The sequence below is a fragment of the Aeromonas piscicola genome (genome assembly GCF_000820005.1).
In the GTDB taxonomy this organism is placed as follows: Bacteria; Pseudomonadota; Gammaproteobacteria; order Enterobacterales; family Aeromonadaceae; genus Aeromonas; species Aeromonas piscicola.
This window is the reverse complement of sequence record NZ_CDBL01000073.1, coordinates 246402-258211: the sequence shown is the minus strand read 5'-3', so window position 1 is coordinate 258211 and position 11810 is coordinate 246402. Positions and strand designations below refer to the sequence as shown.

The following is an 11810-nucleotide window of genomic DNA, read 5'->3' as shown; positions in this document are numbered from 1 at the left end:
TACGGTAGAGCACATAAATGCCTTTGTTTAATTCTCAGCGCGTATATATATTCCCCTATGTGCGCTATCGCACATACTGAAGGCAAGCAATCTGTGATTATGATAGGCTGGTGAAAGCTTTATTTAACATTTGGAATGTGTATGACTGATAATTATCATCCCCAGCAGAATCACCTGCTGGCTGCGCTATCAGCTGACACATATAGCCGATTGCATCCCCATCTTGAGTTGATGAACTTTCCTTTAGGCATGGTGCTTTATGAATCAGGTGATACGCTCCACCATGTTTATTTTCCTCTCGACTGCATCGTTTCACTCTTGTACGTGATGAGAAGCGGTGCATCTGCCGAAATTGCTGTCGTCGGTAATGAAGGATTGATCGGTGTCGCACTGTTTATGGGCGGAGAAAGCACCACTAATCGTGCCATTGTGCAAAGCGCAGGTTACGCCTACCGCCTGAAAGGGCAGCTGTTGAAGAGCGAGTTCAATGTCCACGGTGATTTGTTGCATCTTATGCTGCGTTACTCTCAGTCATTATTGACTCAGATGGCACAAACAGCAGTTTGCAATCGGCATCACTCCATTGATCAACAACTGTGCCGCTGGCTGTTGTTATCGCTGGACAGATTGCCCAGCAACCAGTTGACGATGACTCAGGAATTGATTGCCAATATGCTGGGTGTTCGCCGTGAGGGCGTTACTGAGGCGGCAGGGAAACTGCAAAAACTGGGGGTCATCGAATATCATCGCGGCCAAATCACAGTGCTGGATCGTCCCAAACTCGAGCGATTAAGCTGTGAATGCTACGCGGTGGTGAAGAAAGAAACCGAACGCCTGCTCCCCTATATACACTCGTCAACTAAGTCAGTGCCAATGCCCCTTGATCGCGTCATTCATACTGCTGCGCAAAGCGACCAAACAAAAGAAACTCTTCCCGACCGATGACTCAGCGCTAAAAGTGACTTTTCTCGCCATACAGCAGGCTTCCAAGAAATGGACCATGCCGATCCAGAATTAGAAGCTTGCCCTGAATCGCTTTATTACCGAATTCGGTGATCGTCTCAACGGTCACCTGTAATGGAGTGGGCAGTTCACAGAACTATTTACAGGCTCATGCAATTTTCTCTTTTAACTCATTAAAATCAGAAAGTAGTGTTTTGTCAGGCCTTTGATTTTCCAATGGGGCTCTTCCTTGTGCTCGCTCACATCAATCAAATGGTGATCATTTTTTCCCTGAGTTGAAGCACAGGCAAGATAATTTCAACTCCAGAATGTATACCCGGCAGAATGAATAACCCCCTTAGCACTATTTGTTAATACATCCTAGTCACACTGGAAAACCGTTAGCAACATATTGGATGTTCTCACACCAGCCCCATTTTCTTCCGGAATAAGCAATACCGACTCTTCAGTTACTCCAGCCACCTAAAGTCGTAGGGCTCTTGTCTGAGTTCAGCAACTCATCCAGGAAGTTGACCACATTGGCCTTTCTGTACGCTGTGGGGAGTCTATCTCCCAGTGCTTTGATGAAGTAGCCGATGTAGTTCTTCTGGTTGCTGAATTTTTTTGATACCCAAGAGAGCGTCTTCGCTTTCAAGTAGCGATCACTGGGCTCTGAGAGTGCTGGAGGTGAAGCCACAGGGGCTGGCTGAGGGGCTGGATTGGCTACTAGAACAAGCGCAGGCGAGCAACTGTGGCACCTTGTCACCGGCCGCCAGCTTATCCCGAGTGCTGACCGATATCTTGATGCCCTTGCGGCAACCACGGGGGAGCGTGCTGAGCTTCCGGAAGTAGCAGATGTCTTAGGAACTGGTATGTTGGGAACTGAGCCAGAAACTCATTGCAGATGCGATCAGTCATCCACACGAAGTGGATTACCAAGAGGTCTGAAGGGGGGATTGGAAGGTAACTTATTGAATTGCAGAAACAGGTGGTGGCCCCACCAGCCACATCCCGGCACTCGAGTCCCCCGCCTTGGCTGCTACCTTCCGGTCCTGACCAGGTTGACGAGTTATCAATGCGAGAGGACCAATGGGACCACCGGCGAGGAGAATAGCAAAGTCCCGTTTCATTGCAATGGCTTTCTGCCCCGAGACCAACCGTTCGCCTTATTTTTCAACAATCTGCCGAATGAATCAGCTAAACAGCATGAACTTGGCCCCCACCAGCAGCATCAGCAGGGCGAACGCCTGCTTGAGCCGTTGTGGGGAAAGTTTATGGGCAAGCTTTGCCCCCACCCGGGCAAACTGAGTGCTGGTGAGCACTATGCCGAGCAGGGCGGGCAGGTAGATGAAGCCCAGGCTCCATTCTGGCAGGGAGGCATTGCCCCAGCCGGCGTAGAGGTAGCTCAGGCTGCCCGCCAGCGCGATGGGCATGCTGCAGGCGGCGGAGGCCGCCACGGCGTTGCGCATCGGCACGCTGTTCCAGCTGAGATAGGGCACGGTGAGCGAACCACCGCCTATGCCAAACAGCGCCGACATCCAGCCGATAACGGTACCCGCGATGCCGGTACCGACAGGTCCCGGCAGGTGCCGCTCCGCCTTGGGCTTGAGGTTGAGCCCCATCTGCAGCGCCATGGTCCAGGCGAAGCAGCCGATGATGATGTTGAGGGTGCTGGCGCTGAGCAGGTTGGCGGTCATGCCGCCAAGCCAGGCGCCGAGCAGCATGCCGGCTCCCAATCGACGGATCACCACCCAGTCGACCGCGCCGGCCTCCTGATGTGCCCGCAATGAGCTGAAACCGGTGAAGATCATGGTGGGCAACGAGGTACCCAGTGCCAGATGGGTAATGATATCGGGGGCCACCCCCTGAGCGTGAAAGCTGAGAACCAGCACGGGCACTATGATGAGACCGCCACCAATCCCGAACAACCCCGCCAACATGCCCGCAAAAGCACCCAGCAGCAGATAACCCATAAACAGCATAAAAATTCCTTCCGAGGCGGTGCCTGACCATCCAGGCCAGAGCGCGCATAAAAAAAGAGATGGCCCTTGGGCCATCTCTTCATTGTGCAGGTTAACTCAAGGGAATGGTACCGTCCATCACCTTGTAGAAGGCCAGCACGGCGCAACCGAGCAGGGCCGCCGTCATCCCCTGCTCCAGCCGGTTGAGGCCGCGCAGCCCGTGGTGCTGACGCGCCTTCCAGTAGATGAAGATGCCGGGGCTGTAGAGCAGCGCCACCAGCAGCAGGTATTCCACCCCGGCGGCATAGACCAGCCAGCAGCCATAAAGGGTGGCCACCAGCGCCAGCAGCAGATCGCGCTTGCGCTGATGGGGCTGACCCTCGTAGGTCTCCCCTTTCAGCGCCAGCTTGAGGCCATAGGCACCGGAGAAGACATAGGGCACCAGCGCCGCCGAGGTGGCGATATTGACCAGCGCCAGATAGGTGCTGCTCTGGAAGTAGATGATGATGAGGAAGATCTGCACCAGGCAGGTGGAGCACCAGAGCGACACCTTGGGCGAGCCGTTCTTGTTCTCCTTGGCAAACCAGCCAGGGAAGACTCCTGTCTTGCCAGCTATGTAGGGCACTTCCGCCGCCAGCACTGTCCAGCTCAGCAGGGCGCCCATCACGGAGATCACCAGACCTATATTGATAAGCCAGGCGCCCCAGGGGCCCACGACGGCTTCCAGGATCATGGCGGTGGACGGGTTCTTGAGGGCGGCCAGCTGCGGCTGACTCATGACGCCGAGGGAGAACAGGGTCACCATGACGTAGAGCGCCAGCGCGCCGAGCAAGGCCAGCACGGTGGCACGGCCCACGTCCTTGCGATGACGAGCACGGGCGGAGACCACCACGGCCCCCTCAATCCCGATAAAGACCCAGAGCGTCACCTTCATGGTGGACTTGACCTGATCCATCACGGATCCCAGCTCCACATTGTCGTGGCCCCAGATGTCCAGGGTGAAGGTCTGCATGTTGAAGGCAAGCAGTATGGCCACGCAGAACACGATGAGCGGCACCATCTTGGCGATGGTGGTGACTATGTTCACCAGGGCCGCGACCTGGATCCCGCGCAGCACCAGGGCGTGCACCGACCAGATGAGGAGGGAGGCGAGCGTAATGGCTACCGGCGTGTTGCCATCGCCGAAGATGACATTATCCGGCGTGTCGAAGAAGTAGCTCAGGGCGCTGAAAACAACGATGGCGTAGGAGACGTTGGCCAGCAGTTGGCAGAGCCAGTAACCCCAGGCGGCGTTGAAGCCGATGAAATCACCGAAACCGGCCTTGGCATAACTGAAGATACCGCCATCGAGATCCGGGCGGCGCATGGAGAGATTCTGGTAAACCAGCGCGAGACAGATCATGCCAAGACCTGTGATGGCCCACCCCAGGGCAACGGCCCCGGCGCTGGCATGAGCGGCAATATTTTGTGGCAGACTGAAGACCCCGGCGCCGACCATGGAGCCGATCACCAGCGAGATGAGGGCGCCAAGCCCTAGTTTCTTGTCCATCTCAATCCTGTTTGATTAGGCGGCGGCAGAGCATCCGTATTCATACTGCGCGCAATATGGGAGGGGCGAAAAATCCGTACCCCGTGAAAAAGGCGGCAACTATATTGCATGACTATTCCGACCGCAATCCCTCGTACCGTCAATCATGCACCGTCTTGACCGCGCGCAATTCTACAGCACTGATCTCAAGCGCCTGTGAGCTGGCTCAAATTAAGAAAGACCCGTTGATATTTCACATTTTTCCATGACTTCGTACCCGTTTTTCAGATTAGACCTGCATGAGCATGCAGCTTGTCGCCGGGGGCATGGCGTTGGTTTGTTGACAAAGATTTCAATAAAAATGCCCCTGTGCCAAAGGCCAGGGGCATCGTCTTCACCGCCGATACACTCAGAGCCGCAAGCCGCCGTCGAGCTCTATCATGCGCCCGGACAGATAGTCATTGGCGAGAATAAAATGCACGGTTTCGGCCAGCTGGTGCGCCTGCCCCAGGCAGCCGACGGGGATGGCCTGCTGCATGCGCGCCATCGCCTCCGGTTTCATCGCCGCCGTCATGTCGGTGGCAAACACCCCTGGGGCTATGCCCATGACCCGAACGTTGTGGCGGGCCAGCTCCCGCGCCCAGGTCACCACCAGCGAGGCCACCCCCGCCTTGCTGGCGGCATAGTTGCTCTGGCCTATGTTGCCCGCACGGGCGATGGAGGAGATGTTGACGATGACGCCCCCCTGCCCCCCCTTGGCCATCAGAGCGGCCCCTTCGCGACCACAGAGGAAGGTGCCGGTCAGGTTGACGTCGATGACGGCCTGCCACTGGGCCAGGCTCATCTTCTCCACCAGCTCTCCCTCTTTCACCTTGATGAGCATGCCGTCCCGCAGGATCCCCGCGCAGTTGACGAGGCCATGCAGGGCGCCACATTGCTCTTTAATCGCGGCAAAGGTCGCCTCCACCTCGGCTTCACTCGCCACGTTGCAGACGAACAGGGCACACTGGCCATCGCGACTGCGCAGCTCGGCTTCGGTCACCTCCAGATCGGTACGATTCACATCGATCAACGCCAGCACGGCGCCCCGACTGGCCAGGCTCAGGGCGATGGCGCGGCCGAGCCCCCTGCCCGCCCCCGTGATGGCGATGACTTTCTGCTTGATATCCATGGGTACTCCTTGCCAGTTTGTCTGGCCATACATGATTGGGTGAATGAGTTGAGAGCAGAGCACCCGAGATCAACCGGCTTTGGACTGATCCCGCATTTTATCCAGATAGAGCTCGACGATGCTGGAGAAATCCTTGCTCTCCTGGCCCTGGCTTGCGTGCAGGTTGAACAGGTTGCGGGCCAGCGCCCCCATGGGCACGGCGCTGTGGGCATGTTCGGCCAGCGCCATCGCCAACCCCAAGTCTTTGACCATCAATCGGGTCATAAAGCCCCCCTGATAGTTGCGGGCGGCGGGCACGTTCTCCATCACGCCAGGCCAGGGGTTGTAACGCTCCAGGCTCCAGTTGTTGCCAGAGCTCTTGCCCATGATGGTGGAGAGCACACTCGGATCCAGCCCCTCCTTCACCCCGAGCGCCAGCGCCTCGGCGGTGCCCGCCATGTGGATGGCGAGCAGCATGTTGTTGCACATCTTGGCGATCTGGCCCGCCCCGAGCGCCCCGGCATGAAACAGGTTCTGCCCCATGTGAGCCAGAATGGGCCTGGCTGCCTCGAAATCCGCCAGTTCGCCGCCGACGATAAAGGTGAGGGTCCCCGCCGCCGCCCCGGCCACGCCCCCCGAGACGGGAGCATCGATAAAGCGGATCCCCCGGGCTCGTGCCGCCTCTCCCACCTGGCGGGCCGAAGCCACGTCTATGGTGGAGCAGTCGATCACCAGGGCCCCTGCGGGCAAGGCGGCCAGCAGATCCTGTCCGCCCCTCTCTCCTGCACTCTCGCCGAGCCAGAGCGCGCGCACGTGCTCGCCGGCGGGCAGCATGCTGATGACCACATCGCAATCGGTCACCGCCTCGCGGGCATCCCCGGCGGCGATACAACCAGCAGCGATCGCCTTGGCGACACTCTCCGGCATCAAATCAAATACCCGGACCCCGTGCCCCGCCCTGGCCAGGTTGGCGGCCATGGGCCCCCCCATGTTGCCCAGCCCGATAAACCCAATCCTTGTCATCTCGTCTGCTCCTTGCCGTGCTGGCGATCCAGCACCTGTGTCTGTTCATCCGCCCTGATGCCCTCTCGAAGGCTCAAGGCGTCAGGGGATTTTTCCCCTCGGGCCAGCGATAGAAGGCATTCAGCCAGTCAGTGCCGGGCTGTGGCACCTGCCAGCGCGGGGACTTGTCCTTGTCGATGAGCAGTGCCCGCACCCCTTCCACAAAATCCCCCCTCAGCACGCAGTTGACCGAGAGTGCCAGCTCATCGGCAAACACCTCGGCCAGCGACTGACGGCGCGCCTGCCAGTACTGGCGCCACAGGATGGCGCGGCTGATGGGGCTGCCACTGCGGCATGTTTCACGGGCCTGCGCCAGGCTCCCTTCGCCAAGCTCGGGATCGAAGGCGGCATCGTATAACCGATCCAGCACCCCTTGCAGGGTACGCCCGGCCAGCAGGAGATCGATCTTGGCCTGATGGGGCAAGATCACAGGCGCTGGCAGCGGCTGGTCGGCCTCTGCCTGCAAGCCGCTCAGCAGCCGTTCGATCTGCTCGCGCGGCGCGGCCTTTGCCCCCCACTCCAGCGCGGCCAGTCGCGGCAACAGGCTGGCTCGCTCGCCACTGGCCATGGCGTGATCCGCCAGCCCAAGGCCGATGGCATCCGCGCCGTTGAAGCGAGCGCCGGTCAGCCCGAGCCAGAGCCCAAGCCGACCCGGCATGCGGCTTAAAAACCAGCTGGCCCCCACATCCGGATAGAGGCCGATCGTCACCTCCGGCATGGCGAACAGGCTCTTTTCGGTCACCACCCGAAAGTCGGCGCCGGCGAACAGGCCTATGCCGCCCCCCATGCAGATGCCGTCAGCCACGCAGATGAGGGGCTTGGCATAACGGTGAATATGGTGGTCGAGCCGATACTCCTGCTCAAAGAAATCCCGCGCATAACCAAACAGCGCCTGCTCGCTCTCCTCCTGTTTGCGGTAATAGAAGGAGCGGATGTCGCCACCGGCGCAAAATGCCTTCTCGCCGGCCCCTTGCAACAGCACGCAGACCACGCCGGGATCCTGCTCCCAGTGCGTGAGCTCGCGCTGCAGAGCCTGGATCATCGGCAGACTCAGGGCATTGAGGGAGGCGGGGCTGTCCAGAGTCAACACACCGATATGGTGGCCGTCCGCCGTAGGGTGGGTTGCTACGCGTACCGGTTCACTCATGCATCGTCCCCCTGCTTGGCAGATGCCTCGTATTGCCAATGCGCTGGCCGCTTCTCCAGGAAGGCCGCCACCCCCTCACGCTGGTTGGCATCGGCAAACAGTTCGAGAAACAGGGATCGCTCCAGCGGCAGCACCGCGTCCCGATGGCTGCTGCGCCCCTGATTGATGAGGCGCTTGCAGGCACGCAGAGCGCTCGGGCTCTGACGCTCCACCAGCTGGGCCATCTGGTGCGCCGCGTCCCAAGCGTGCCCCTCCTTCACTACCTCCTCCACCAACCCCATCTCGTAGGCAAGGGTGGCGCTCACCTTCTCGCCACAGAGGATCATCCGCTTGGCCCAGCCTGGACCCACCAGCTCGGTGAGGCGCTGGGTGCCACCGGCGCAAGGTAACAAGCCCACGGAGGCCTCCGGCAGCCCCAGCTTGGCCTGCTGCTCGGCGATGCGGATATCGCAGGCCAGCGCCACCTCCAGCCCGCCACCCATGGCGTAACCATTGACGGCGGCTATGCTGACGCCGTGGAAACCGGCCAGCGCCTCGAAGGCCCGACCAAAAGCCTCGGCCACCTCGCGAGCATGGTCCAGATCGCCGTCGGCAAACATCTTGAGATCGGCGCCGGCGCAGAAGAACTTGTCCCCCGCCCCGCGGATCACCAGGGCCACCACATCGGGGCGGCTGTCGAGCTCCACCATCATCTGCAAGAAGGCCTGCAGGCTGGCCAGGGTCCAGGTGTTGGCGGGCGGATGGTCGAGGGTGATGTAGGCCACGTGACCGTGATATTCGAGCCTGATCCTTGTCATTGCATTGTCCTTGTGAATGAGACTGCCCCATGATGACAGGGTTGAATGGAGCCAACTTTCGGCTGGCTCACAAAGCCTGGCGACGGCTCAGGGGCAGATAATGTGTTATGCCAGCCACAGGCCGGGCTACGCCAGCAAGCGGCAGACGATGTGCAATCCCATCACCCGCCCTGGCGTCGTTCAGGCAATGGTACCCATCCCCTTACTCCAGCGACAGACCGGGATCCGCCAGCAGGCGGCGGGCTATGATCAGCCGCATCACCTCGTTGGTGCCTTCCAGGATGCGGTGGACCCGGGTATCGCGCAGGTAGCGCTCCAGCGGATACTCGCGGATATAACCATAGCCGCCAAAGAGTTGCAGAGCCTCGTCACAGACGCGATAACCCACGTCGGTGGCAAAACGCTTGGCCATGGCGCACCAGGCGCTCTTGTCCGGGCTGCCTCTGTCCAGCTTGTCGGCGGCCTGGCGTACCATCAGGCGCGCTGCCGCCAGCTCGGTGGCCATGTCGGCGAGGCGAAACTGCACGCTCTGAAATTCGCTGATGGGGTGGCCAAACTGCTGGCGCTGCTGCACATGGGCCAGCGCATCGTCAAGCGCCTGCTGGGCGGTGCCCACAGAGCAGGTGGCGATGTTGATACGCCCGCCATCGAGCGCCTGCATGGCGAACTTGAACCCTTCCCCCTCCTGCCCCAGTCTATAACTGGCGGGAATGCGCACTCCGTTGAAGGCCACCTCCCGGGTCGGCTGGCTGTTCCAGCCCATCTTCTCCTCCGCCTTGCCGTAGACAATCCCGTCACTATCGGCAGGCACCATGAAGGCAGAGATCCCCTTGGCCCCGTCGCCCCCGGTGCGGGCCATCACCACCAGCACGTCCGTGCTGCCCGCCCCCGAGATGAATACCTTGCAGCCGTCGATGAGGTAGTCCTCGCCGTCACGCACCGCACGGGTCTTGAGGGCCGCCGCATCTGAACCCGCCCCCGGCTCGGTGAGGCAATAAGAGCCCAGCAGTTCGCCGCTGGCGAGCCTGGGCACCCACTGTTCGGCGACATCGCCAGGCAGCCAGCTGCCCAGCATCCAGCTCACCATGTTGTGGATGGTCAGATAAGCCGTGGTGGAGGTGCAGCCCATGGCAAGGCGCTCGAAGATGAGGCTGGCATCGAGCCGGGGCAGACCGAGCCCGCCATACTGCTCCGGGGTATAGAGGCCGCAAAAGCCGAGCGCCGCCGCCTGCTTGATGGTGGGGATGGGAAACTCGTGATCTCTGTCCCAGCGGGCGGCATGGGGTTTGAGCGCCTCATTGGCAAAGGCGGTAGCCGCCTCGACATAAGCCTGTTGATCCTCGGTCAGGGTGAAATCCATCTTGTCCGCTTCCTTGTGTCCTTGGTCTGTTGTCTCTCTGGCCCACGATCAACGCAGGCTGACGTTCGCACCGGTCGACATAGCCCGGTCCTGTCTCTTCAACGCAGGCTGATGGTCATGTTGGGGCCTGTGGGGATATCCTCGTCGAACCAGCGTTCGGTCACCGTCTTGGTCTCGGTGTAGAAGCGCACCGCCTGCTTGCCGTAGGCGTGCAGATCTCCGTAGAAGGAGCCGCGCCAGCCGGTAAAGGAGAAAAATGGCAGCGGTACCGGGATGGGCACGTTGATCCCCACCTGACCCACGGCCACCTCGTGGCGAAACTTGCGGGCCGCGGCGCCGCAGCCGGTAAAGATGGAGGTGCCGTTGCCGTAGGGGTTGGTGTTGATGAGGGTCAGCGCCTCGTCCAGGCTCTCCACCTCCAGGCAGGCGAGCACGGGGCCGAAAATCTCCTCTTTATAAATCCGCATCTCTGGGGTCACACCGCGAAACAGGGTCGGCCCCACCCAGTTGCCCACCGGATAGCCCGCCACATCGCAGAAGCGGCCATCGAGCAGGCACTCGGCCCCCTCCTTGATCCCCGCCTCGATGAGGCCCTCTACCCTGACTTTCGCCTCCGGGCTGATGAGGGGGCCGTAGGCGGCTTGCGGATCGTGCCAGACCCCGGGCTTCACCTTGGCAAACTCGGCGGCAAGCTCGGGGATCCACTCCCGGGCACTGCCCACGAACACTGCCACACTGATGGCCATGCAGCGTTGCCCGGCCGCACCGACACCAGCCCCCACCAGGTTGCTCAGCACCTGCCCCTTGTTGGCATCCGGCATGATCACCATGTGATTCTTGGCACCGACGAAACACTGGGCCCGTTTGAGGTGTTCAGTGGCGGTGCGATAGACATGCGCCCCGACCCGGGCAGAGCCGACGAAGCTGACCGCCTTCACATCGGGATGACACAACAGCGCATCCACCTGTTCGGCGCCGCCGTGTACAACGGAGAGGATGCCCTTGGGGGCACCCGCCTCGGTGAACAGCTCGGCCAGCCGCATGGGAGTGAGCGGATCCTGCTCGGAAGGCTTGAGCACGAAGCCGTTGCCGCAGGCCACCGCCAGCGGGAACATCCACAGCGGTATCATGGCAGGAAAGTTGAACGGCGTGATGCCGACACAGACCCCCAGCGGCTGCACCCAGGAGTGGCCATCGACCCGGCGCGCCACGTTGCCCATGGTCTCCCCCATGGTCTGGCTGGCGATGCCGCAGGCCTGCTCCACCACCTCGATGCCACGCCACACATCCCCCCTGGCATCCGCCAGATTCTTGCCGGTCTCCCGGGCCAGCAGGGAGGCCAGCTCATCGTGATGGGCTTTTAGCAGATGCTGGTAGTTGAACATGACCCGCGCCCGCTCGGGGGCCGGCACATCCCGCCACAGCAGATAGGCGTCGTGGGCACTGCGCACCGCGCGCTCCACCTCGGCCGGGGTAGCCATCGGCACCCGTGCCAGCAGACTCTGATCCGCCGGATTGGTCACCTCGATCCACGCCTCGCTCGTGGAAGCACAGGCCTCGCCACCGATATAAAGCGGCACATCGCCGTACTGGGTCTGATGATTGCTCATGCCCTGCTCTCCTTGCTGGCAGACTGCAATGGGTACTGGCTGGTCATGCCGCTCACTCCTTGAGTTCGGTTGATGGAGGGGAAACGAGCCACCTTGCAGCCGCCACCCGACAAATTTACCTTAGACTAACAATCAATTTACGTTTACGCTAACGTAAACTTAATACACAAATGGACTGACCAGTTTGCTCCCCTCTTTCAACTCGTCGGGACAGTCAGACAGGTGAGCCCCCGTCATTCAAAGGAGAGCAAGG

9 protein-coding genes and 1 other RNA gene are annotated in these 11810 nt (G+C 60.6%); 1 reads left to right on the top strand and 9 read right to left on the bottom strand.

Features of this window, described 5'->3' with window-relative positions; translation table 11 throughout:
• The first annotated feature begins 141 nt into the window (after positions 1-141).
• On the top strand, positions 142-945 hold the full coding sequence (locus BN1128_RS19195) for a Crp/Fnr family transcriptional regulator (RefSeq protein WP_042871711.1): 804 nt from the start codon (positions 142-144) through the stop codon (positions 943-945).
• Between the two features lie 992 nt (positions 946-1937).
• On the opposite strand, the gene ffs is transcribed toward BN1128_RS19195, so the two are convergent.
• The 9 genes from ffs to BN1128_RS19150 form a co-directional block, all read right to left on the bottom strand.
• Positions 1938-2034, bottom strand: an RNA gene (ffs, locus tag BN1128_RS24920) — signal recognition particle sRNA small type.
• 101 nt (positions 2035-2135) lie between these two features.
• On the bottom strand, positions 2136-2924 hold the full coding sequence (locus BN1128_RS19185; protein ID WP_042871708.1) for a sulfite exporter TauE/SafE family protein: 789 nt from the start codon (positions 2922-2924) through the stop codon (positions 2136-2138).
• Between the two features lie 91 nt (positions 2925-3015).
• A complete protein-coding gene (arcD, locus tag BN1128_RS19180; protein ID WP_042871706.1) occupies positions 3016-4452 on the bottom strand; it encodes an arginine-ornithine antiporter in 1437 nt (478 codons plus the stop codon).
• A 388-nt stretch (positions 4453-4840) separates the two neighbouring features.
• Complete coding sequence (locus BN1128_RS19175) at positions 4841-5602, bottom strand: SDR family oxidoreductase (RefSeq protein WP_042871705.1); 762 nt, start codon at positions 5600-5602, stop codon at positions 4841-4843.
• Between the two features lie 69 nt (positions 5603-5671).
• A complete protein-coding gene (mmsB, locus tag BN1128_RS19170) occupies positions 5672-6604 on the bottom strand; it encodes a 3-hydroxyisobutyrate dehydrogenase (RefSeq protein ID WP_042871702.1) in 933 nt (310 codons plus the stop codon).
• Between the two features lie 73 nt (positions 6605-6677).
• The gene (locus BN1128_RS19165) at positions 6678-7790 is read right to left on the bottom strand and encodes an enoyl-CoA hydratase/isomerase family protein (protein WP_042871700.1); all 1113 of its coding nucleotides are present in this window, start codon (positions 7788-7790) and stop codon (positions 6678-6680) included.
• Entirely contained in the window at positions 7787-8587 is an 801-nt protein-coding gene (locus BN1128_RS19160; protein ID WP_042871698.1) for an enoyl-CoA hydratase, read from the bottom strand. Before BN1128_RS19160 ends, BN1128_RS19165 begins: the two co-directional genes overlap by 4 nt.
• A gap of 202 nt (positions 8588-8789) precedes the next feature.
• Positions 8790-9947, bottom strand: a complete 1158-nt coding sequence (locus BN1128_RS19155; protein ID WP_042871696.1) for an acyl-CoA dehydrogenase family protein — start codon at positions 9945-9947, stop codon at positions 8790-8792.
• Positions 9948-10045: 98 nt separating this feature from the next.
• On the bottom strand, positions 10046-11557 hold the full coding sequence (locus tag BN1128_RS19150; protein WP_042871694.1) for a CoA-acylating methylmalonate-semialdehyde dehydrogenase: 1512 nt from the start codon (positions 11555-11557) through the stop codon (positions 10046-10048).
• Positions 11558-11810 lie beyond the last annotated feature (253 nt).